At 71.0% G+C, this 21675-nt stretch carries 23 protein-coding genes and 6 tRNA genes; 19 read left to right on the top strand and 10 right to left on the bottom strand.

Translation table 11 applies throughout. The annotated features are described in order from the left end of the window. The first annotated feature begins 480 nt into the window (after positions 1–480). Entirely contained in the window at positions 481–648 is a 168-nt protein-coding gene (locus C1J01_RS49905; protein ID WP_181448815.1) for a hypothetical protein, read from the top strand. A gap of 643 nt (positions 649–1291) precedes the next feature. Continuing rightward, positions 1292–3028, top strand: coding sequence for an NAD-dependent malic enzyme (locus C1J01_RS17695; RefSeq protein WP_111180070.1), 1737 nt, complete (start codon positions 1292–1294; stop codon positions 3026–3028). A gap of 4 nt (positions 3029–3032) precedes the next feature. On the opposite strand, the gene C1J01_RS17690 is transcribed toward C1J01_RS17695, so the two are convergent. Both C1J01_RS17690 and C1J01_RS17685 read right to left on the bottom strand, forming a co-directional pair. After that, a complete protein-coding gene (locus C1J01_RS17690) occupies positions 3033–3416 on the bottom strand; it encodes a VOC family protein (RefSeq protein WP_111180069.1) in 384 nt (127 codons plus the stop codon). Between the two features lie 34 nt (positions 3417–3450). After that, positions 3451–4074, bottom strand: a complete 624-nt coding sequence (locus tag C1J01_RS17685; RefSeq protein ID WP_111180068.1) for a TetR/AcrR family transcriptional regulator — start codon at positions 4072–4074, stop codon at positions 3451–3453. Positions 4075–4188: 114 nt separating this feature from the next. On the opposite strand from C1J01_RS17685, the gene C1J01_RS17680 reads away from it, so the two are divergent. Continuing rightward, on the top strand, positions 4189–4794 hold the full coding sequence (locus C1J01_RS17680; protein WP_111180086.1) for a CatB-related O-acetyltransferase: 606 nt from the start codon (positions 4189–4191) through the stop codon (positions 4792–4794). Here the strand turns inward: C1J01_RS17680 and C1J01_RS17675 are convergent. Then, positions 4789–5469, bottom strand: a complete 681-nt coding sequence (locus C1J01_RS17675) for a hypothetical protein (protein WP_111180067.1) — start codon at positions 5467–5469, stop codon at positions 4789–4791. The genes C1J01_RS17680 and C1J01_RS17675 overlap by 6 nt on opposite strands. A 10-nt stretch (positions 5470–5479) precedes the next feature. Here C1J01_RS17675 and C1J01_RS17670 point away from each other — a divergent pair, with 10 nt between their 5' ends. Further along, positions 5480–6928: an FAD-binding oxidoreductase gene (locus tag C1J01_RS17670; protein ID WP_328589644.1), complete on the top strand. Its 1449-nt coding sequence runs from the start codon at positions 5480–5482 to the stop codon at positions 6926–6928. On the opposite strand, the gene C1J01_RS17665 is transcribed toward C1J01_RS17670, so the two are convergent. Both C1J01_RS17665 and C1J01_RS17660 read right to left on the bottom strand, forming a co-directional pair. Then, the gene (locus C1J01_RS17665; RefSeq protein ID WP_111180066.1) at positions 6888–8099 is read right to left on the bottom strand and encodes a cytochrome P450 family protein; all 1212 of its coding nucleotides are present in this window, start codon (positions 8097–8099) and stop codon (positions 6888–6890) included. The two genes, C1J01_RS17670 and C1J01_RS17665, sit on opposite strands and share 41 nt — an antisense overlap. Positions 8100–8179: 80 nt before the next feature. Next, entirely contained in the window at positions 8180–8686 is a 507-nt protein-coding gene (locus C1J01_RS17660; protein WP_111180065.1) for an FBP domain-containing protein, read from the bottom strand. 64 nt (positions 8687–8750) lie between these two features. Here C1J01_RS17660 and C1J01_RS17655 point away from each other — a divergent pair, with 64 nt between their 5' ends. Beyond that, entirely contained in the window at positions 8751–9326 is a 576-nt protein-coding gene (locus C1J01_RS17655; RefSeq protein ID WP_111180064.1) for a TetR/AcrR family transcriptional regulator, read from the top strand. A gap of 4 nt (positions 9327–9330) precedes the next feature. Here C1J01_RS17655 and C1J01_RS17650 read toward each other — a convergent pair whose 3' ends face one another. Beyond that, positions 9331–9555 carry a winged helix DNA-binding protein gene (locus C1J01_RS17650; RefSeq protein ID WP_181448814.1) on the bottom strand — a complete coding sequence of 75 codons (225 nt, stop codon included), beginning with the start codon at positions 9553–9555 and terminating at the stop codon, positions 9331–9333. 45 nt (positions 9556–9600) lie between these two features. On the opposite strand from C1J01_RS17650, the gene C1J01_RS17645 reads away from it, so the two are divergent. Next, positions 9601–9987: a nitroreductase family protein gene (locus C1J01_RS17645; protein WP_111180063.1), complete on the top strand. Its 387-nt coding sequence runs from the start codon at positions 9601–9603 to the stop codon at positions 9985–9987. A 27-nt stretch (positions 9988–10014) separates the two neighbouring features. Here the strand turns inward: C1J01_RS17645 and C1J01_RS17640 are convergent, their stop codons facing one another. Then, positions 10015–11043: a glycoside hydrolase family 113 protein gene (locus tag C1J01_RS17640; protein WP_111180062.1), complete on the bottom strand. Its 1029-nt coding sequence runs from the start codon at positions 11041–11043 to the stop codon at positions 10015–10017. Between the two features lie 112 nt (positions 11044–11155). Between C1J01_RS17640 and C1J01_RS17635 the strand changes: the two genes are divergently transcribed. The 3 genes from C1J01_RS17635 to C1J01_RS17625 are packed head-to-tail and all read left to right on the top strand — an operon-like array spanning position 11156 to position 13273. Beyond that, the gene (locus C1J01_RS17635; protein ID WP_111180061.1) at positions 11156–11758 is read left to right on the top strand and encodes a TetR/AcrR family transcriptional regulator; all 603 of its coding nucleotides are present in this window, start codon (positions 11156–11158) and stop codon (positions 11756–11758) included. Positions 11759–11798: 40 nt separating this feature from the next. Beyond that, the gene (locus C1J01_RS17630; protein ID WP_111180060.1) at positions 11799–12650 is read left to right on the top strand and encodes a class I SAM-dependent methyltransferase; all 852 of its coding nucleotides are present in this window, start codon (positions 11799–11801) and stop codon (positions 12648–12650) included. Continuing rightward, positions 12650–13273 (top strand): TetR/AcrR family transcriptional regulator, encoded by a 624-nt coding sequence (locus C1J01_RS17625; protein WP_111180084.1) that lies wholly within the window; start codon positions 12650–12652, stop codon positions 13271–13273. Before C1J01_RS17630 ends, C1J01_RS17625 begins: the two co-directional genes overlap by 1 nt. A 4-nt stretch (positions 13274–13277) precedes the next feature. Here the strand turns inward: C1J01_RS17625 and C1J01_RS17620 are convergent, their stop codons facing one another. After that, entirely contained in the window at positions 13278–14153 is an 876-nt protein-coding gene (locus tag C1J01_RS17620) for a LysR family transcriptional regulator (RefSeq protein WP_111180059.1), read from the bottom strand. A gap of 71 nt (positions 14154–14224) precedes the next feature. On the opposite strand from C1J01_RS17620, the gene C1J01_RS17615 reads away from it, so the two are divergent. After that, complete coding sequence (locus C1J01_RS17615; RefSeq protein ID WP_111180058.1) at positions 14225–14596, top strand: YybH family protein; 372 nt, start codon at positions 14225–14227, stop codon at positions 14594–14596. A gap of 39 nt (positions 14597–14635) precedes the next feature. Here the strand turns inward: C1J01_RS17615 and C1J01_RS17610 are convergent, their stop codons facing one another. Then, positions 14636–15226 carry a TetR/AcrR family transcriptional regulator gene (locus C1J01_RS17610; RefSeq protein WP_111180057.1) on the bottom strand — a complete coding sequence of 197 codons (591 nt, stop codon included), beginning with the start codon at positions 15224–15226 and terminating at the stop codon, positions 14636–14638. Between the two features lie 295 nt (positions 15227–15521). On the opposite strand from C1J01_RS17610, the gene C1J01_RS17605 reads away from it, so the two are divergent. From C1J01_RS17605 to C1J01_RS17575, 8 genes are all read left to right on the top strand, one after another. Continuing rightward, a tRNA-Ala gene (locus tag C1J01_RS17605) sits at positions 15522–15592 on the top strand. 5 nt (positions 15593–15597) lie between these two features. Next, positions 15598–15670 (top strand) — tRNA-Leu (locus C1J01_RS17600). Between the two features lie 5 nt (positions 15671–15675). Next, positions 15676–15748 (top strand) — tRNA-Glu (locus tag C1J01_RS17595). Position 15749: 1 nt separating this feature from the next. Next, positions 15750–15824, top strand: a tRNA-Arg gene (locus tag C1J01_RS17590). A 5-nt stretch (positions 15825–15829) separates the two neighbouring features. Continuing rightward, positions 15830–15910, top strand: a tRNA-Tyr gene (locus C1J01_RS17585). 33 nt (positions 15911–15943) lie between these two features. After that, positions 15944–16017, top strand: a tRNA-Cys gene (locus tag C1J01_RS49900). 444 nt (positions 16018–16461) lie between these two features. Continuing rightward, positions 16462–18444: a hypothetical protein gene (locus tag C1J01_RS17580; protein WP_111180056.1), complete on the top strand. Its 1983-nt coding sequence runs from the start codon at positions 16462–16464 to the stop codon at positions 18442–18444. Positions 18445–18556: 112 nt separating this feature from the next. Then, positions 18557–19090, top strand: a complete 534-nt coding sequence (locus C1J01_RS17575) for an SDR family oxidoreductase (protein ID WP_268958703.1) — start codon at positions 18557–18559, stop codon at positions 19088–19090. Between the two features lie 577 nt (positions 19091–19667). Here C1J01_RS17575 and C1J01_RS17570 read toward each other — a convergent pair. Continuing rightward, positions 19668–20762 carry an NADH:flavin oxidoreductase/NADH oxidase gene (locus C1J01_RS17570; protein ID WP_235854497.1) on the bottom strand — a complete coding sequence of 365 codons (1095 nt, stop codon included), beginning with the start codon at positions 20760–20762 and terminating at the stop codon, positions 19668–19670. A 156-nt stretch (positions 20763–20918) separates the two neighbouring features. Between C1J01_RS17570 and C1J01_RS17565 the strand changes: the two genes are divergently transcribed. Continuing rightward, positions 20919–21266, top strand: coding sequence for an ArsR/SmtB family transcription factor (locus C1J01_RS17565; RefSeq protein WP_328589643.1), 348 nt, complete (start codon positions 20919–20921; stop codon positions 21264–21266). Positions 21267–21675: the final 409 nt, after the last annotated feature.

Genomic DNA, 21675 nt, shown 5'->3' with positions numbered 1-21675 from the left:
CCACCGGGACGCCGTTTGACGTGCTACGAAGGCGGTAGCGCCAAACCCGGTCCGATCCTCCCTGGAGGCCGAAGCGCAGACGCGAGGGGCGCCCCCTCGGGCGCGTTCCGCGCGGAACTCAGGGGTGAAGACCTCGTCGCACGCGCAGGCGAGCTCTGCGCGTCAGCGGGCGGGATGACATCGGGTGAACCCCGCGATGGGTGTGCTCTAGGGCTGACGACGTTCACGCAGGTGCGGCGGAGGCGCCGGTTGTGGTGGCCCCACCACCGGTGCAAGGGGGCGCCAGCGCCTTTCCCGAGGGAGCGGTCGGGGGCGCCCAGCAGCTGGCGGGTGATCGGGTCGAGGTCGGCGCGGTGCTGGAGGTGGGGGCGGATGCCTGGCAGGAACATGGTCAGCCCACAGCCGGGGGTGAGGTAGTGGGCGACGGACACCCGAACACTTCCCGACGTGCCCGGCCGGCCTGACGCGAGAGGTTCCGGCATGGACCACTTGACGACGATCGAGGCCGCGTGGTGCCCTTCCTGCCGTGCGGCACGCTGGGCGGGGGCGTACCGCGCCGCAAGGCGCCGGGAACGCGTCGAAGACATCCGCCAGGGCCTGATCACCGGTGAACGCAAGGGCCGGCCCCCGTCCCTGGGCAAGATCTAGGGGCCCTCGCCGAACATGCCAAGACGCAGGCCTGCCCCAAAGCCGGCGAGCAGCCGCACGCAGAGTTCGCCGTGCTCCACGCCCGCGCGAGAAGTCCCCGAGTTCGCGCGAACGGAAGGGTCTTCAAGCTGAACCCAAAGATCTTCACGCTCTGTGGGCTGTTCTGACCCTCGGGTTCCAGACAACCGGCGCCGCACCCACTGAGCGGCTCCCACCAGCAAGACACTGAATACCGCCTGGTAACCCCCGCCATCAAGCCATCACGTGCACCATGGGCGCGAAGGGCCCAACCCGCCGGGCAGCTGGGGCATGGGCCGGGGCATGGTGGACGGAGTATGGCTGTGTGACGGGCGGGCCGAGAGGTATCGCACCCGCTTCGTGCGCACGCCCGGCGTCGCTCAGGTAGCGACCGTTGAGCTCGGCCGGGATGCGCCCGGTGACAGGGAGGTCGTGGGGTGACGGGCCAGAAAGGCCCAGGTGTCTCGACGCGGACACGGTACGCACGGCAACGTCTGAGTCAGGGGCCACGAGGGAAACGCCGTGCTCCTTTGTCGGAGTATGGGCTGTCATGGGGCGCGGCTCAGTGTCCGTGCCCCTGGCCGGGGCAGCGTCTGTGAGCGAGATCGGACGCCGGGGGACGACGATGGCACAGGGAAAAACGAAGCCTGATCTGGCGAGCTTCATGTTCGCCGAGCAGCCGGACGGCAGTTATGTGACGTCCCTGCGGGGCCAGGCGGTGCTGCAGGAGCCGCTGCTGAACAAGGGCACGGCGTTCTCACCGCAGGAGCGGGCCGAGCTGGGGCTGGAAGGCCTGCTTCCGGCGGCGGTGGAGACGCTGGAGGAGCAGACGCGGCGGATGTACCTGCAGTACCGCGCGCAGCCGGGTGACCTGCTCAAGAACGTCTACCTGGAGGCGCTGCGGGACCGCAACGAGGTGCTGTACTACCGGCTGCTGATCGATCATCTGCGCGAGATGCTGCCCATCGTGTACGACCCGACGGTCTCCGAGGCGATCAAGACCTACAGTCACGAGTACCGCCGCCCCCGCGGCGTGTACCTGTCCGTCGACGACCCGGGCGGGATCGAGCGGGCGTTCACGAACGTCGGGCTGGGCCCGGACGACGTCGACCTGATCGTGGCCTCCGACGCCGAGGAGATCCTCGGCATCGGCGACTGGGGGGTGGGCGGCGGTGCGGGCATCGCGGCCGGGAAGCTGGCCGTCTACACGGCCGCCGCGGGCATCGACCCCGGCCGGGCCATCCCGGTCGCCCTCGACGTGGGCACCGACAACGAGGCCCTCCTGAACGACCCCGCCTACGTGGGCAACCGGCACTCGCGGGTGCGCGGGCAGCGTTACGACGACTTCATCGACGCCTACGTCACCACGGCCACCCGGATGTTCCCCGGCGCCCTGCTGCACTGGGAGGACTTCGGCCCGTCCAACGCCCGCCGGATCCTGGAGAGGTACACCGGCCGGATCTGCACCTTCAACGACGACATGCAGGGCACCGGGGCCATCGTGCTGGCCGCGATGCTCAGCGCCGTCAAGGCGTCCGGGACCTCCATGCGCGAGCAGCGGATCGTCATCCTCGGCGCGGGCACCGCCGGCATCGGCATCGCCGACCAGCTGCGCGATGCGATGATCCGCGACGGCCTGGACCGGGACACCGCCACCCGGCGGATCTGGCCGGTCGACAAGCAGGGCCTGCTCACCGACGACCTGGCCGACCTGCGTGACTACCAGCGGCCGTATGCGCGGCCGAGGGACGAGGTGGCCGGCTGGCCCCGCGGCGAGCACGGCATCTCACTGGCCGAAGTCGTCGAGCGCGTCAAGCCGACCGTGCTGCTGGGCGCCTCCACCGCGCACGGCGCGTTCACCGAGCAGATCGTACGCACGATGGCGGCGGGCGTGGAGCGGCCGATCATCTTCCCCGTCTCCAACCCGACCGAGCGCATCGAGGCCATGCCCGCCGACCTCATCCGCTGGAGCGAGGGCAGGGCGCTGATCGCCACCGGCATCCCGATCGAGCCGATCACGTACAACGGCGTCACCTACGCCATCGCCCAGGCCAACAACGCGCTGCTCTACCCCGGGCTGGGGCTGGGCGTCGTGGTCGCGCGGGCCCGCCGGGTCAGCCCCGGCATGTTGCGGGCCGCCGCCGAGGCCGTCGGCGGCATGGTGGACGTCTCCGCCCCTGGCGCGTCGCTGTTGCCCCAGGTGGACAACCTGCGTGAGATCTCCGCCACGGTCGCCGTGGCCGTCGCGAACCGGGCGGCCGAGGAGCGGCTGGCCCGTGTCGACCTGCGCGACACCGTCCAGCAGGTTCAGGACGCCATGTGGCAACCCTCCTACCGCCGGATCCACGCCAACGGGCGGTGAGAGGTCAGAGGGGCTGGAGCCGGGTGCGCAGGAGGCAGAATTCGTTGCCTTCCGGGTCGGCCAGGACGTGCCAGCTCTCCGTGCCGGTCTGGCCGACGTCGGCGGGCTTGGCGCCGAGCGCGAGCAGCCGCTCCAGCTCGGTGTCCTGGTCACGGTCGGTGGCGTTGACGTCGATGTGCAGCCGGAGCTTCCCGGTCGGCGGGTCGCTGCTGGGGCTGAGCACGAGCGTGGGCTGCGGGCCGCCGAAGCCGGCGTCGGGCGGCCCGATCTCGATGCTTCCGTCGTCCTCCCGGCCGAGCTCGACGTAGCCGAGGACCTCGCTCCAGAACGCGGCGAGTCGCTCGGGGTCGGCGCAGTCGATGACCAGCTCACTGATGCGGCATGCCATGCCCGACAGTGTACGGAGACGACCGAGGTGCCGATCATCGGGAGCCGGTGAAGGCGCCGGCGGAGGCGGCGAGGACGGCGGTCCTGGCCGCCTGGTCCGGAAGGTCGGGGTCGGGTGGCGTACGGAGCAGCACCAGTTGGTGGTACAGCGGCGCGGTGGCGGCGACGAGCAGCCGCCGCGCGTCGGTGTCCGGCGGGAGTTCGCCGCGGCGAACGGCCCGGCTGACGATGACCTCGCAGCGGGCGTAGCGGTCCTCCCAGAGCCGATCCAGGCCGCGGGCGGCCTCTGCGGAGCGGAACGAGGCGGCGATCAGGGCCGCGGCGATCGACGGCCGCGCGGTCAGGGCCGCCTGGTTCTCGTGGTTCAGCGCCGCCAGGTCGCCCAGCAGGGAGCCGGTGTCCTGGGGCTGCCAGTCGTCGTCACCGGTCGCTTCGAGCAGGTCGGCGAGCAGGCCGCCGACATCCCGCCAGCGCCGGTACACCGTCGCGCGATGAACGCCCGCGCGGGCCGCGACAGCGTCCAGGGTGAGCTCGTCGTAGCCGCGCTCACCGAGCTCGGCACGGACCGCGTCGAGCACCTGCGTACGGATGCGGCTGGTACGGCCGCCCGGGCGGCGCCGGGTCGGGCCGCCCTGGGGCGGTGGGACCGCGGACGTCAACGCTCTGCCTCCGGTTTGCTCAGCACACGGCTTAATGTAGCATCTGTCGCATTAACGGAAAGGAAATGATCTGTGGAGGCCCATGTCCCCGCCGACCCGACCGTGGTGCACCCCATGCCCGAGCACCCTCGGGTGGTGCTGCTCCGGCCGCTGGTCACGTCGCCGTTGATCGAGGTGGGGGAGTACACGTACTACGACGACCCGGACGATCCGACCGCGTTCGAGACGCGCAACGTGCTCTACCACTACGGGCCGGAGAAACTGATCATCGGCAGGTTCTGCGCGCTCGGCACGGGGGTGCGGTTCCTCATGAACGGCGCCAACCACCGCATGGACGGCCCCTCGACGTTCCCCTTCCCGACCGTGGGCGGCTCGTGGACCGCGCATTTCGACCTGCTCACCGGCCTGCTTAACCGCGGGGACACCGTCGTCGGGAACGACGTCTGGTTCGGCTACGGCGCCACGGTGATGCCGGGCGTACGGATCGGACACGGCGCGATCATCGGAGCCGGCGCCGTGGTCACCTCGGACGTGCCCGACTACGGGATCGTCGGCGGCAACCCGGCCCGCCTCATCCGCACCCGCTACAACGAGGAGGACGTCGCCCGGCTGCTGGCGGTGGCCTGGTGGGACTGGCCCGCGGAGCACATCACCGAACACGTGCGGACGATCATGTCGGGCACCATCGCCGACCTGGAGGCCGCCGCCCCGGGGTCATGACCGTGGCGGACACGGCCGGCTGAGGCCCGCGCGGGCGTGCGCGCGGGCCGCGTTCTCGTCCCCGAGGCGGCGGGCCAGGCGTTCCAGGACCAGGTGGGTGGGGCCCCAGCAGGCGGTTCCCATGCCGGCCACGACCAGCTGGTCCGCGTACGGCGCGAGGCGGTCGTAGAGCTCGCGTGGGTCGGGAACGCCGAGGTGCGCGGCGACCAGCCCGCAGACCGGGACGAGGAAGTCGGCGACCCAGTCGTCGGGGACGTGGGTGCCCCACCGGTCGATCAGCCGGCGGGCCGGCTCCGGACGGCCCGCTTCAACGGCCGCGAGCACGGCGACGGGCCGCAGGGGCATGAAGTGCGGCTCGCCGGCGGCGGCCAGCAGCTCGTCCAGGATCTCGGGAACGCGGCCCTGGGCGCGGCGGCAGGTGAACGTGGTGACCAGGTGCCGGAACCGCCTGCCCCACAGCGTCGAACCGAACCGCATGTCGCCGTACCGGGTGAGCAGTTCTTCTGCGTCGTCCCACCTGCCGTCGAGGGTGGCGCGGGCGGTCTGGGCGATGCGCACCATCGACTCCAGCTCCGGCCGCTCCTTCAGCAACGTCTCGCAGCGGGCCAGCTCGCGGTCCCACCCCGGCAGGTCGCCGTCGCGCAGCAGGCAGGACATCAGGAAGACCAGCGCCATCACCTCGCCGTTGCAGCTCCAGCCGTTCGCCGGCCCGCGACAACACGGCGAGGGTGTCGCGCAGGGCGTCGGGGTGGTCGCCGGGTTCCGGACGGCAGGTGACGAGGACGAGCAACCGGTGGCGGGCGGCGGACTCGGCGACGAAGTTCGCGGCACGGTGCTCGCGGGGGGGGAGGAGGGGTTCGAGCAGGCGCGGCGGCCCTGGAACCTGGCGGTCGAGCAGCACGTCCTGGCCGTGGTGGAGGCCGCCGACGCCGACGACGTGGCCGCGCTGGTCCGGCACGCGAGCCTGGCCGGGCTGACCATCGCCACCCAGCCCAGCGGCCACGGAGCCACCGGCGACACCGACGGGGTGATCCTGTTGCGCACCATCCGCCTGGACGCGCTCGACATCGATCCCGGTGAGCGGATCGCCCGCGTGGGGGCCGGCGTCACGTGGGGGCGGGTCCTGGAGGCCACCGGCGCGTACGGGCTCGCCGGCCTGGCCGGCAGCAGCCCGGTGGTCACCGTCACCGGCTACACCCTTGGCGGCGGCCTCAGCTGGTTCGGCCGCAGGCACGGCTTCGCCTCGCAGAGCGTGCGCGCGTTCGACGTCGTGGACGCCATCGGCGCCCGCGCCCGGGTGACCGCCGACAGCGACCCCGACCTGTTCTGGGCGCTGCGCGGCGGCGGCGGTGACTTCGCCGTCGTCACCGCGATCGAGTTCGCCCTCCACCCGGCGCCCCGCCTGTACGGCGGGCGGCTGCTGTGGCCCGCCGACCAGGCGCCGGCCGTCCTGGACGCCTACCGTCAGGTCACCGGCGCCGCCCCGGAGGAGCTGACCCTGTGGTACGACCTCCTGCGGTTCCCCGGAGCCGCCCCGATGGTCGCGGTGGACGCCACCTTCCTCGGCGACGGCGGCGACGCCGAGGCCCTGATGAGCCCGCTGGAGAAGATCCCGGGACGGCTCTCCGACTCCCGCGCCATGCTGCCGATCGCCCGGCTGGGCTCGATCACCGCCGAACCCACCGATCCCGGCCCCGGCGTGACACGCGCCGAGCTCCTGACGGGCCTGACCGACGAGGTCGCGGCGGCGCTGCTGCGACGCCCGATCGACCCGCTGCTCAGCGTCCAGCTCCGCCACCTCGGCGGTGCCCTCGCCCGCCCGTCCGGCACGCCGGCCGGGCGGCTGGAGGAGCCGTTCGCCCTCTACCTGTTCGGCGTCCCCGGCCAGGACGGCGGCGCCGCCGTGAGAGAGCGCATGCGTCAGAGCACCGGCGCGCTCGTCCCGCACAGCGGGCGCAAGCCGTTCACCTTCCTCGCGGCGGGTGAGAGCGCGGCGAGCGCCTTCACCCCGGACGCCCTCGCCCGGCTCAGGGCGCTCAAGCGGGCCCGCGATCCGCGCGGCATCTTCCGCAGCGACTTCCCCGTCCTCGGCGTCAGCGCAGGTGGACCGGAAGAGCGGTCAGACCGTTCATGATGAGGGACGGCGTCCTGGTCAGGGTGTCCGCCGGCACGGCCAGGCGGAGGTCCGGGTAGCGGTCGAGCAGGGTGCCGAACACGATGCGGGCCTCGACCCGGGCGAGCGGCGCGCCGACGCAGTAGTGGATGCCGTGCCCGAAGGCGACGTGCGTCGGGGCGTCGCGGGTGATGTCCAGGATGTCGCCCTCGGGGAACTGCTCCTGGTCGCGGTTGGCCGCCATCAGGGCGAACAGCACCCCCGCGCCCGCGGGCAGCGTCACCTCGCCGATCTCGACGGGCTCCACGGTGCGGTACGGCAGGGAGCTCTGGACCGGCCCGTCGTAGCGCAGGAGCTCTTCGATCGCCGGTTCGAGCAGGTCGGGGCGGGCGCGGAGCAGGGCGAGCTGGTCGGGGTCGGTGAGCAGGGCCCGTACGCCGTTGCCGATCAGGTTGACCGTCGTCTCGTGGCCGGCCAGCACCAGCAGGAAGATCATCGAGGTCAGCTCGTCCTCGCTGAGCCCCTGGCCGTCGTCACGGGCGGCGATCAGGTCGGAGAGCAGGTCGTCCTGGGGAGCGTCGCGCTTCTTGGCGATCAGGTCGCGGCTGAACCGGAGCAGCGCGGTAGCCGCCTCCTGGTACTCCTCGAAGCTGTGGACGCCGGGGGACACGGTCGGCGTCGCCCACGCGTGGAAGTCGGTTCTGTCCTCTTCCGGGATGCCGATCAGATCGCAGATGACGGCGATCGGCAACGGGTACGCCAGCGCGGAGACCAGATCGACGCTCGGCTCTCCCTCGGCGGCGGCGAGCAGTTCGTCGGTCTTCTGCTGGATGCGCGGGATCAGCTTCTCGACCCGCCGCCGGGTGAACGTCGCCATGACCAGCTTGCGCAGCCGGGTGTGGGCGGGCGGGTCGCTGTTGAGCATGGTCGTGTGGATGCCGCGGGCCACGTCCTCGGGCAGCCTGTCGGCGTACACGGCCGCCTTCCAGCCGCCCTTGACCAGCCGCGGGTCGGCCATCAGCGCCTTGGTCACGGTGTAGTCGGTCACCAGCCACGCCTTGACGCCGGTCGGCGTGGTGACGTGATGGACGGGTCCCTTCGCGGCGAGTTCGGCGTAGATCGCGTGCCGCTGCTCGTCGAGCACGGCGGTGAACGGGCTGGGCGTGGTGCCCTCGGGCGGGAGTTCAGACATGACGGTCCTCAGTGATCAAGTCAATTGAAAATTGGAATATACCGACAGGCCCGACTCGTGCTCGGCACCGGCTCCCACGATCACTCCGCGTCGCCGAGCACCTTGTCCAGGAAGGCGTGCAGGTTGGCCCGCGTACGGGCGACCTTCTCCTCCAGAGTGAGCGACTCCTCGACGGGTGCGCTCCCCGCGGCCTGCCGCTTGCCCCGGGTATAGAGGGAGCAGGCCAGATCGGCGCACATGTACTGGCCGACGGTGTTGCCCTGGCGGCCCGCCTCGCCCGTGCGGCGCGCGGTCATCAGCCCCACGCCGCCGCTCGTGTGCGTGGTCAGGCAGAGCGAGCACATGCTGCGCGAGGTGAAGGCGCGCGCGGCGCCGGAGGTGACCCGCAGCGCGATCCCGATGAGCGAGCCGTCACGCTCGGCGACCACGTACGCGCGTCCGGGCGCGCCCGGATCCCGCCAGCCGAGGAAGTCGAGGTCGTCCCAGGGCAGGCCGGCGAAGTCCCTCGGCAGGCCGAGCCGCTTGGCCTCGCCCCTGGAACAGTTGACGAAGGACGCGCGCAGGTCGTCCTCGGTGATGGGTTTCATGGGCGGGCACGCTAGCCTCCCCTAACGGTAGTATGCAAATGATTAAAGCCTTTAAGGAGAGTGCATGGCACGTGCGGGAGTGACCGCGGAACGCCTGACCCGGGCGGCGGCGGACCTGGCCGACGAGATCGGCTTCGCGAACCTGACCGTCTCGGCGCTGGCGCGCAGCTTCGGCGTCAAGCCCGCCGCCCTGTACTCCCACGTCAAGGACCTGCAGGACATCAGGGTGCGGGTGGCGTCGCTGGCTCTGGCGGAGCTGGCCGACCGGGCTGCCGACGCCCTGGCCGGCCGGGCGGGCAAGGACGCGCTGACGGCGTTCGCGAACGCCTACCGCGCCTACGCCAAGCAACATCCGGGCCGGTACGCCGCGATGCAGATCGAGCTCGACTCCGAGGCGATCGACGTCGCGGCGGGTGTCCGGCACGCGGAGATGACGCGGGCGATCCTGCGCGGATACGACCTGGCCGAGCCCGACCAGACCGACGCCGTGCGCATGCTCCACAGCACGTTCCACGGCTACGTGAGCCTGGAGACGCAGGGCGGATTCCGCCGCCACCCGCGTGACGCGGACGCCTCCTGGGCCAGGACCCTCGACGCCCTCGACGCCGTCCTGCGGAACTGGCCGCCGGCGGATCGATGATCCGTCAGATCTCGAGGATCTTCCCGAGCAGCGCGCTCAACTGGGCGCGCTCCACGCGGGTGAGGGCGCGGAAGGTGTCGTCGAGGTAGCCCGGGACGGACGCCTGGGCCTCGGCCAGGCGTCGCCGGCCCGCGTCGGTGACGGTGACGGCGTAGCAGCGGCGGTCGCGGGGGTCGCGCTCCCTGCGGACGAGACCTTCGTGCTGCAGGTCGTCGCAGATGCCCACCATGACGCTGCGGTTGCGTGACTAGACGTATGGGCAAGGAGCCGTACCATGACGCTCGACCTCACCCCTGACGAGCTGCTGAGCACGACGCGCGCCGTCCGCAAGCGTCTCGGCCTGACCCGCCCGGTGCCGCGCGAGCTGATCGAGGAGTGCGTGGACCGGGCTGTGCAAGCGCCGACCGGGCGCAACCGGCAGCGCTGGCACTTCCTCGTCGTCACCGAGCCCGAGCAGCGGCGGGCCGTGGCCGACATCTTCCCGCGCGCCACGCCCCTGGCCACCGGCCAGCCGTTGACCGAGCGGGACGTGTGGCGGATGAACTACCACCGCGGCTCCACCGAGCGGGTCTTCGACGGCCTGCGTCACCTGGCCGAGAACATCCACCGGCCCGCTCCGCGCATCCCGCGCGAGGAGGTCCTGCACTGGGACCGGTGGTGAGCATGCCGTGACCCGCGGGCGACGCGGTCAGTGCTTCTGGTAGTGCTCGGCGACGGCGGTGAAGGCGGCCTTGGGCTCCCAGGGCATGTCGGGATAGGTGACGCCGTGGCCGGTTTCGAACACCTTGACGATGCCGGGACCGGCCAGGTCGAGGTCGTCGCGGGGGTCGCCGTCCGGGCGGTGCACGTGGTCGTAGAGGGCGAAGAGGAAGACGAAGGCGCTGTCGACCCCTTCCGCGTCGAAGAGCTCCAGCAGCTCGCGCAGGTACGCGGCCTGGCCGGCCTCGTCGCGCTCGTAGTGCCCGTTGAGCCGGAGCGGCCTGCCGGTGTGCTCGTCGTACTCGACGATCTCCAGGACGCGGGCGCCCATGTCACCCGCGCCGCGGAAGGCGGAGGTGCCGAACTCGGTGATCGCCAGGGGCTTGCCGCTCTGCGCCACGAGCGTGCGGACACCCTCGGCGAAGCGGTCGGCGACCTCGGCCGAGCGGTAGAGGTCCACCGAGACGAGGTCGAACGGCGTCCAGTCCACGCGTTCGAGCTGGATGGAGGCGTAGGTGATCCGGCCGCCGAAGCGCCCGCGGACGAGGGCCACGGCCTCGGCCAGGAAGTCGTTGACGCGGGCGCTGATCTCGGCGACGCGTTCGCGCAGGCCGTCCGGGCGGGTCAGCAGGGCGACGCGTTCGTCGGTGGTCTCGCCGGGCAGGAAGCCCGGGTTCATCAGGCTGAGCTCGGCGCCGGTGACGAAGACGACCTCACAGCCCCGCCGCCGCAGCCGTTCGGCCCGGTCGGCGCAGTCGGCGAACAGCGCCAGCATCTCCTCCCGGGTCAGCTCCAGCGGGTACGGCGAGAACCAGACCTCCAGCCCGAGGCCGGCCGCGAACGTGGCGGCGGTCTCCATCCGGTCGGGGTCGCCGCCGGTGACGCGGACGGCCGTGCAGTGCAGATCGTCGCGGATGACGCGCAGCTCCCGCTCAACGAGCTCCGGGCCGAAGCGCTCGCGGGAGACGCCTCCGCCGCGGACGAAGCCGGTGTCGTAGGTGATGCCCTTGGCACGCATACGTGGGTGTCCGTTCCCTCGAAGGATAAGGTACGAGAAGTACCTTAATTGCCGTCGGGAAGCTGTCAAGGGCAGGATGGCGAGGCACCGTCCGTACCGATGGGGGAGGTCCATGACGCAGACGCGCAGGCGCGGCGCCGCGCTGGAGGAGGCGATCCTGCGCGCCGCCGTCGAGGAGCTCACCGAGTCCGGGTACGCCGGGCTGACCATGGACAAGGTCGCCCAGCGCGCCGGCACCAACAAGAACGCGATCTACCGCCGCTGGCCCAACCGCCTCGCGCTCGGCGTCGCGGCGTACCGGCTGCTTACCACCGCCGTCCAGCCCCCCGACACCGGCGACCTGCGCGAGGACGCGCTCGAACTGCTGCGCCGGGCCAACCGCCACTGGAGCTCCCCGCTGGGCGCGATCCTGCGTGAGCTGATGGCCGCGGCCGGTGGCGCGACGGAGTTCCTGGCCCAGTTGCCGGAGCAGTCCACCGACACCATGGCGGCCACGTGGCTGACCGTCCTCGGCCGCGCGGTCGCGCGCGGCGAGGCGGCCCCGGAGGCGCTGCACCCGCGGGTCGCCACGGTGGCGATCGTGCTGCTGCGCAACGAGTTCGTGGTGCGGGGGGCGCCCACCGCGCCGGACGAGGTGCTCGTCGAGATCGTCGACGAGGTCTTCCTGCCGTTGGTCCGGCAGCGCGGTATTGACAGGGGGACGCCATCATTGTGAACTCATGTTCATGAACACTCATTCATGATCGGAGCTCGCGATGGCTGTGCGTAACACCGAGCAGTACACCGCGTGGAACGGCCCGGAGGGGCGGTCCTGGGCGGCGGGAGCCGAGCGCGACCCGTCGGAGACCGAGCTGATCGACCGGCTGCTGGACGCGGCCCGTATCGGGAAGGACGACCGGGTGCTCGACGTCGGCTGCGGCACGGGCGTCACCTCCCGGAGCGCCGCGCTGCGGGCCGGACAGGTGCTCGGAGCCGACCTGTCGGCGCCCATGCTGGAACGCGCCCGGCAGGACGCGGCGGGGCTCGGCAACGTCGTGTTCGAGCAGGCCGACGCCCAGGTGCACCCGTTCCCCGAGGGCGAGTTCGACGCCGCGATCAGCCAGTACGGCGTGATGTTCTTCGCCGACCCGCAGGCCGCGTTCACCAACATCGGGCGGGCCCTGCGGCCGGGCGGGCGGCTCGCCTTCGTGGTCCCGCAGCCCGCCCAGGAGTGCGAGTGGTACGTGGTGCCGGTCGCCGCGCTGCTGGGCATCGAGCCGCGGCCGAAGACCGTGGTGGCCGCGTACCCGGGGCAGGCGCCCGCGATGTTCTCGTTGTCGGATCCCGTACGCATCAGGCAGGTGCTCGCCGCGTTCGCCGACGTCTCGATCGAGGCGCTGCACGTGCCCCAGTGGTTCGGGCGCACGCCGGCCGAGGCGGCCGAGGGCCTCCTCGGCACCGGGCCGACCCGCTACCTCCTCGAGAGGGACGCGGCGCTGACCAGGCAGGAGGCGCACGCCAGGCTCTGCGCCGCGCTGGAGCCGTACGCGGGGGACGGGGGAGTGACGCTGCCCGGCGCGCAGTGGCTGGTGACGGCGCGGTGGACGGGAGGTGCGGCGGCGCGGTGATGTCCCCCAGGAAGGCCGCGGCCCTGCGCGACGCCGGCGACCTGAGTCTGCGCGACCACCTGGTCGCCACGGCCGAACGCCTCATCCGGCGGCGCGGGCTCGCCCGGCTCACCGTCCGCGACATCGCGCGCGAGGCGGGCGTGGCCGACGGGGTGCTCTACAACCACTTCTCCGCCAAGGAGGAGCTGCTGGCGCACGCCCTGCGGGCCTGCGTCCGGTCCGCGGGGCTCGCTCTCGGGGAGCCGCCGCGGGCCGGCGAGGGAGCGGTCCAGGACGGGCTGCGCGCGTACGTCCACTACGGGCTGGCGTTGCATGCCGAGCTCCTGCCGGTGCTCGCCGAGCTGCCCGCGCAGCCGAAGGTGCTGGCCCGGTTCGCCGCGCTGACCGCGGACGATCCGCGCTGGGAGCTGCGACCGGCGCTGGCCGGCTACCTGCGCGCCGAGCAGGAGCTCGGCCGCCTCGCCCCGGACGCGCGCGTCGAGGCCGCCGCCACCATGATCGTCGGGGCGTGTCACGAGGTGGTGCTGCCGCAGGTGTTCGAGCGGACGACCGGGCCGCTGCACGTGCCGCCCGGCTTCGTCGACGATCTCGTGGCCACGGTCCTGGACGGCATCCGCGCGTGAACGTTCAGGAGAACGCGCGGCGGGCGCAGGCGACCAGCTCGCGCACCGCCGGCCCCGGCTCGCTCCGCCACACCAGCGCCAGCAGCGCGGGGGTGTCGACGTCGGTGATCGGCAGGGCGGTGAGCCGGTCGGCGTAGGCGGCGGCCATCGACTCGCTGAGCACGGCCACCGCCATCCCGCGCGCGGCCAGGGCGGCGATCGCGTCGGCGGCGCCCGCCTGCAGCGTGATCGCCGGCCGCAGGTCGCGGGCGGCGCAGGCCCGGTCGAGCACCGTGCGCAGGCCGGTCCCGCGCGGCATGCACACCAGCGGGTACGCCACCAGCTCCGCCAGCGTCACCGCCCCGCGCCCGGCCAGCGCATGCCCGGCCGGGACGGCGGCCACCAGCCGCTCGTCGACCACGGTGCAGGCCTCCAGCCCCTCGGGCGGGGCGCTCGCGGCGCCGACGAGCGCCAGGTCGACGGCGCCGCCGCGGACGTCGTCGGCGAGGCGGTCGGAGGCGTCCTCCAGCAGAGTGATCTCCACGCCCGGGTGGGCGGCGTGGAAGGCGGCTAGCGCGTCGAACAGCGGCGTCACCGTGCAGCCGACCACCATGCCGACGGTGAGCCGGCCGCGGATGAGCGCGGCCACCTCACCGACCGCCTGCTCGACGGCCTCGGCGGCGGCCAGCGCGGCGCGGGCGTGCCCGAGCGCGGCCCGGCCTGCGGGAGTGAGGGTGGCGGTACGGCCGGAACGGTCGAACAGGTCGGCGCCGAGCTCGTGTTCGAGGCGGCGGATCTGGGCGCTCACGCCGGACTGGCTGATGTGCACCCGCTCGGCGGCACGCGTGAAGTTCTGCTCCTCAGCGACTGCGACGAAGTACTCCAGCTGCCTCAGTTCCATAACCAGTGATTCTAGTTTCTATGAAAAGCATCTGTTGGACTTCTGATACGGGCGTCCGCGACGCTGGAGCCATGAATGAGACACAGAAGGCCATGCGGCCTGAAGACATCACCCGCCTGTTCGTCGAGCGGTCCAACGCGGGCGACGCGGCCGGCGTGGCCGCGCTGTACGAGGAGGGCGCGGTGCTGGCGTACCCGCCGGGCAGTGTGACGGTGGGCCGGGAGGCGATCCGCGAGTTGTGGGAGAAGGTGCTGGCCGGGCGGCCGCGCTTCGAGCCGGAGGCGTCGCTGCCGACGTTGGTCTGCGGTGACCTGGCGCTCACCTCGACGCCGCCGCGCGACGGCGCGGGCGCCCGCGCCCAGGTCGTACGGCGCCAGCCCGACGGCAGCTGGCTGCGCGTCATCGACCAGCCCGAGTTCGTGACGCCCGCGTCCCCGTCCTGATCCCGCGCGCCCGGCCCCAGGCGCTGTCTCCGATCCGCGTCAGGACGGGCGCAGCGCCTTGAGCGTGAGGTCGACCAGGGCGTCGGCGTAGTCGGCGGTGAGCGGCCCCGAGCGCAGCAGCCAGCGCTGGTAGAGCGGCGCGTACAGCAGCTCCAGGGCGAGGTCGAGGTCGGCGTCGGCGGGGATCTGCCCGGCCTGCTGGGCGCTGCGCAGCCGGGCCTTCTTGGCCTCGTCGACCGGGCCCGCCACCTTTTCGCGGTAGAGGGCGGCGAGCTCGGGGTCCTGCAGGATCTCGATGTTGAGCGCCCGGATCGGCGCCTCGAAACCCGGGTCGGCGAACTCGGCCACCGTCGCCCGCATCACCGTCTTGAGGTCGGCCTCGATGTCGCCGGTGTCGGGCAGCGCCATGTCGCCGTCGATCTCGCTGAGCGACAGCACCGCGTCGAAGACCACCGCTCCTTTGGAACGCCACCAGCGGTAGATCGTCTGCTTGCCGACGCCGGCCCGCGCGGCGATGGCCTCGATGGACAGCTTGGCGTATCCGACCTCGGTGACCAGCTCACGGGCGGCGGCGAGGACGGCCTGGCGGGAGCGCTCGCTGCGCCGGGACGGGTCGGGTTGCTTGGCCATGCGGAACAGCCTAGCACCATAACAAGACGATACGGTCCGTCTTGTCGCTGGAAATAAATGAGTGGCCCGCCTCCGGAGGCGCTCGTTAATGTCGGACACGACGAAAGCGCGGGGCGGTTCTCATTCCGCCCCGAACGACTCAAGGAAAGGCCGGCCCATGCGGATCGCACTCGAGCGGGAACTCCGCTATCGCCGATGCGCCGCGCTGCTCGGGCAGGCTTCTGGATAGTCCACGCCAGGACATCCGGAGGCCGCCAGGTGACGACCAGGCGGCCTTTTCCTTTTCCGTATGAGCGGGCCGATGGTGAAAAGGCATCACACCTGCCTCGCACGCAGGAGTTCGGGTTTCGAGATCCCGTCGGTCCATTCTCGCGTCCGTGGCCCAATGGCAGAGGCACCGGTCTAAGGAACCGGACGGTGCGGGTTCGAATCCCGCCGGACGTACGCAAGCCCCGTTGGTCCAGCGGTCAGGACGCCCGGCTTTCACCCGGGAAATCGCCGGTTCGAGTCCGGTACGGGGTACGGCTCCATAGCTCAGTGGACAGAGCGCCGGTCTACGAAACCGGGTCCGCCGCAGGTTCGAGTCCTGCTGGAGCCACGCATGCGCGAGCTGGGCACGCGGTGAGCCCACCCGGCTGTAAACCGGACGCTTCGGCTGTGGCGGTTCGACTCCGTCCTCGCGCACGTTCGCCCCGACACGATGGGCCGGGGCGGCCCGGCGCAGTTCGCGGGTTGCGGAGGCAGGCCTGCAAAGCCTGACCGTGCGAGTTCGACTCTCGCCTGCGTCTCCACCGAGGTCCATCGGCGCGCCGATCAGCACCGCGCCGCCACCGAGTCCTGAGCCGGCCTTGAGCCAGTTTTGAGCCAGCGGCCGAGGTCGGCGTCTGGTCGGCGACGCCCCGGCCTGTTCGTCCTCAAGATGAGGTCCCGACCCAAGAGGCTGGGGAACGTCCGCCGTTGATCAAGCGGTCTCCGCCCATGCGTGATCGCCGAACTGACGACGTTGCTCGCAAGCGTTTTCTGTGCGGACCCTCGTCCGGGTCCTGACGGGTCAGTCTCCGGAGGAGGCCCTCGAGATCGCGCTCGCCGTCGGGGGGTCTGGACGCCGTGGGCCGCCATTTCTGCGAATCGCGCACTTTGTGATCCAAGGGATGGCCGGGCATGAAGGTTGCCAAGACAGGTGGTGATCTTGGAGGCTCTCCTTACCGACGCGTGCGACCTTCCAGGAGTGCTCTGTGATCATTGAGGATCTGTCCGAGCCGGAACTCGCCCTCTGGGAGGCGTTTCCCACAGCACGTCCTGTGGATCTTCCTGGCGCCCCCGTTCGGGCTGCGATCATCGCAAGGATGTTGCTCGGCGCCCAGGAACGCCTTGCAGGGCAGACGCCCGGCATACACCTGTCCGGCGCCCGGATCGCGGGCCGGTTGGACCTGTCGTACGCCGAGGTACAGCACCCTCTGATCTTGACCAAGTGCGAGTTCGAGGAAGCGCCGGTCTTCACCGGAGCCCGCACCGGTCTGGTGGACCTCGCGGCCTCCCGGGCACCCGGACTGCAGGCTGTGGACGCTGTGATCGGCGGGGCACTACGCCTGGAAGGCTGCGAGATGGCCGGCCCGATCCAGCTCGCCGGGGCCCATGTGTCCGGGACACTGAATCTCAGCCGCGCAGCGATCCACGCGCATCAGGCTGTCCATGCCGACGGCCTGATCGTCGACCGTGACCTTCTGTGCGCGACCGCCGTCATCGACGGTGAGTTACGTGTTGTCGGCGCCAGGATCGGCGGGACGATGACCCTCGATGGCGCACGGGTCGGGCGGTCAGGCGGCTTCAGCCTCACCGCCGAGGGGGTCGTCATCGACGGCGGGTTGTCGTGTGCCTGCGGTTTCCGCTCCTGGGGGGAGCTGAGCGTGCAGGACGCCCGGATAGGGCGCCGGTGCGTCTTCAGCGGAGCTCAGCTGTCCAACCCGGACGGCATCGCCCTGAACGCGGAGAGGCTCAGTGTCGAGGGCGGGCTGCGCATCGATGACGGCTTCTCGGCCGAAGGTGAAGTCCTTCTGCGCGGAGCCCGCGTGGCCGGTTCGCTCCGTTTCGCGCAGGCGAGCCTCGCCAATCCGGGAAGACGCGCGCTCAACGCGCCGCTGATGGAGATCGGCAGCGGACTGCGGCTCACACCAGGTTTTGCGGCGAACGGAGAGGTCTTTCTGGACTCCACCCAGGTCCGCGGATCGGTCAACCTCGACGGCGGGACGTTGTCCAATCCGGGTGCGACGGCGCTTTCCCTGCGTCGGCTGGGGGTTACCGGCAGGCTCAGCTGCAGCAGAGGCTTCCGTGCCGACGGGGAGATCGTGCTCGTCAACGCCCGAATCGAGGGCAGCCTGGAGTTTCACGGTGCCGCCCTCAGCAATCCCGGCGGGCGAGTTCTGTCCCTATGGGAGGTGATCGCGGGCGGGGGCATCGACTGCTGCGAAGGCTTCGCGGCCACGGGAGACGTCTCGATCAGGAACTCCCGGATCGCCGCCACATTGTGCCTTGCGGAGACCACCATCGACGGTGACCTTCACCTTCGTGGTGTAGAAGCGGCTTCGCTGAAGATCGGGCCCCAGACGGAACTGCTGCGGGCCGTCGACCTTCGCCACAGCCGGGTCGGCGTGCTCGATGACGCTCCCAGCCGGTGGCCTGCTCGCATCCTGATGAACGGCTTCACCTATGACGGCCTGGAGGCTCCCCTGCCTGTCCAGGAGCGCCTTGGCTGGCTGGCGAGGGAGGCCTACCAACCTCAACCCTATGAGCAGTTGGCCGCCGTCTACCGCCGGCAGGGTCACGATGAGGCTGCTCGGGACGTGCTGCTGGCCAAACAGCGTCGCCGCCGCACGGGGCAACGGCTCGGGGCGCGGCTGTGGGGATATGTGCAGGACTGGACCGTCGGGTACGGCTACCGACCCTTCCGCGCTGCGCTCTGGCTCGCAGCCCTTCTCCTTATCGGCACGGTCGTTTTCACCGCCCACCAGCCACCGGCGTTCAAGCCAGGCGAGGCTCCCTCCTTCAACGCCTTCCTCTACACCCTGGACCTGCTCCTCCCGATCATCAGCTTCGGACAGGAGAGCTTCTTCGGCCCGCGCGGCGCACAACAGTGGCTCGCCGCGGCGATGATCGCTGCAGGGTGGATCCTCGCAACAACCATCCTGGCAGGCCTCACTCGCGCACTCTCACGCCAATAACGCGGCCAGAAGCGGCCACCTTGACGCCCCTCTCAGCAGCCACTGACAGGGTGATCTACCTAGGAGCTGGGGCTTCGGTCAGCAGAGCCCCCGGCCCCCGTCGTCACACGAGATGATCCGCAGCTGGGGACGGGGCTTGGACGTACTGTTCGCGAATGCCTCCGTCGCCGCATTCGTGCCGCTTGAGCAGGTCACGGAGGAGCACTTCGACACCCTGTTCGGCATCAACGTCCGGGGCACGCTGTTCACCGTTCAAAAGGCGCTGCCCCTGCTCAACGACGGCGCCTCGGTGATCTTGAACGGCTCCACCAACGCGGACGTCGGCGCGGAGGCGTTCGGCGCGTACGCGGCGACCAAGGCCGCAACCCGTTCGTTCGCCCGGACCTGGGCCAACGAGCTCAAGGGACGCGGCATCCGGGTCAACACCATCACGCCCGGCCCGACCGACATCCCTGGTCTGTCGGGGCTCGCTCCCGATTCGGAACAGGCCGCCGGCCTCAAGCAGCACCTGACCGCACAGGTGCCGCTGGGCCGGCTCGGGCGCCCGGAGGAGATCGCCGCCGCCGCGACCTTCCTCGCCTCCGAGCAGAGCAGCTTCATCACCGGTTCGAGCCTGTACGTCGACGGCGGCCTGAACCAGATCTGAGTTCCGTGGCCGCACATCCGGCGAGGATGACGCCTGGCCTGCCGGGCTCGCTCAGGCGGGCGAGCCCGGCAGCCTCGATCGCAAGCCGGCCAGCCATCCTGATCAAGGAACGATTCCATGTAACCGGTGTGTCAGCACCCGGTGACACTCGATCGTGCTGCTCGACCAGCGGTACTCGGCGAACGGCCCTCAAAGTCGAAGAAATCTCAGGATCAGCCCAAACCCCAGACGGGTGGCACCGCTCCTGTTCGCCAGTGACTCGCCCTCGGCCCGTGATGGGCACGACCTCAAGCGTCCTCCCCGAACGCTCCGGGTTGGGTGGTGTGCGGGCTGCCCCTTCGGTAGGCAGTTCAGCCGGCTCGGCGCGTGATTGCGCCATCCTGACGAGTGGTGGAGTTGCATCGGCTCAGCAGCGCCATCCGGGTGCGGTGCACGGCAGAGCAGCCGCTGGATCGCGGTCCCGTCCGGCGACTGGACGACGTTGCCGTGCAAGATCCGCTATCCCCGCCGTCCGACCTGCGGCAGGGGTCACGCCGGTCTGACGCGACGCGGTTGCATCAAGCAGGCATTTTCTGTGTCAGAGGGCGTAGTCGTACTGGTCGGGCCAGGGGAGGGGCGCGTGCCCCAGTTCGTGGGCAGCCCGGTGCGGCCAGTGGGGGTCGCGCAGGAGCTCGCGGCCGAGCAGGACGGCGTCGGCCCGGCCTGAGGTGAGGATCTCCTCGGCCTGGTGCGGCTCGGTGATCTGGCCGACGGCGGCCACCGGCATGCCGGTCTCGGCGCGGACCCGGGCGGCGAACGGCACCTGGTAGCCGGGGCCGGCAAGGATCTTCGCGCCGGGCGCATTGCCTCCGCTGGAGGTGTCGAGCAGGTCGACGCCGTGGGAGAACAGTTCCTTGGCCAGGCGTACGGTGTCGTCCACGGTCCAGCCTTGGCGCTCGTCCTCGGGGTTCTCGGTGAGCCAGTCGGTGGCCGAGACGCGGAAGAACACCGGCAGTTCCTCGGGCCAGACGGCGCGTACGGCGTCGACGATCTCCAGCGCGAGACGGATGCGGTTCTCGAACGAGCCGCCGTAGGCGTCGGTGCGGTGGTTGCTGTGCGGAGAGAGGAACTCGCCGATCAGGTAACCGTGCGCGCCGTGCACCTCCACCACCTGGAAACCCGCTCGCAGGGCACGCTGCGCCGCCCGGGCGAAGTCGTCCACGACGCGCTGGATCTCCTCCACCGTCAGCTCTCGCGGCACCGGGTGATTCTTGGCGAACGGGATCGGGCTCGGCGCGACAGGCTGCCAGCCGCCGTCGGCGACGACGATCGGCCGTCCGCCGCGCCATGGCTGGTCCGTGGACGCCTTGCGCCCGGCGTGCGCGAGCTGGATGCCGGGTACGGTGCCGTGCCGGCTCAGGAACCGGGTGATACGGGTGAACGCCTGCTCCTGGCGTTCGTTCCACAGCCCCAGGTCCATAGGAGTGATCCGGCCCTCCGGGGAGACCGAGGTGGCTTCGGTGAGGATCAGCCCGGTTCCGCCCGCCGCCCGAGCCGCCAGGTGGGAGAGGTGCCAGTCGTGCGGCACTCCCGCCTCCGGGCCGTCCGTCGCGGCCGAGTACTGGCACATCGGCGACATCCAGACACGGTTGGGGACTGTCAGGGAGCGCAGGGTGATGGGGTCGAACAACATGATGACCTCTCGCTCGGCTCGTAGTACGGCAACCATCGTACTACGACAAATGTCGTACTACGACGATCATCGTAGTACGATGATTGGCGTAGTATCGAGGGGCAGCGAGAGGTGAGGGGAGCGCCGATGTCCGTCAGGGTCCTGGAGCATCCGAGCGTGGAGGAGATCCGGCTGGAAGCGGTGCTGCACGCGCTCGCCGATCCCGCACGCCTGGAGGTGGTGTGCTTTCTCGCCAGGACCGAGGGCGAAGCCGCGTGCTCGGAGATCGACCTCGCCGTCAGCAAGTCCACCGGGACGCATCACTACCGCGTCCTGCGCGAGGCCGGGGTCATCAGACAGGTCTACCGAGGCACCGCGAAGATGAACTCCCTGCGCAAGGCCGACCTCGACGCGCTGTTTCCACGCCTGCTCGACAGCGTCGTCTCCGCAGCCGCCAAACGGTTGCGAAGAGACCAGGGAACGACATCCGGTGCCCGACGGTCTCGTGCGCATCAAGGTGAGTGAGGCTACGGGGCTGACGTCGTGCGGTTGGTCGCCCGGCCGCTCTTCCCGGGAGGGGTGACGGCTCTCGCGGGTGGTGCGTGAGCAGGATGGATGCAGCAGCGCCTCCCGCAGTTCGTTGAGCGGGAGCGCCCGGGCATCTATGGCTTGGCCTGTGTGTGGCGGTTCAGGGGCCGTCGCATGGGCGAATAGGGCGCGCTGGTGCATGTGGGCCTCGATTTGCGCTCGGCCCCGTCTGCGTAGATCCCGAACTGGGATGACTAGGCTGGATCTGCAGGCTGGTGAAGGTGGCGATCTGTATGGGTGACGGGCACGCGCCTGGCCGGTCCGAGCAGGAGGACCTGCTCTGCGCCGGATGGGAGAGTCACCGGTCCGCGGTCTTCGGCGTCGCCTACCGGCTGCTGGGGAGTGT

Origin of the sequence: Nonomuraea aridisoli (genome assembly GCF_003236395.1) — a bacterium.
Classification (GTDB): domain Bacteria; phylum Actinomycetota; class Actinomycetes; order Streptosporangiales; family Streptosporangiaceae; genus Nonomuraea; species Nonomuraea aridisoli.
The sequence above is the reverse complement of the archived record's forward strand: the minus strand, read 5'-3'. Positions and strand labels throughout refer to the sequence as shown.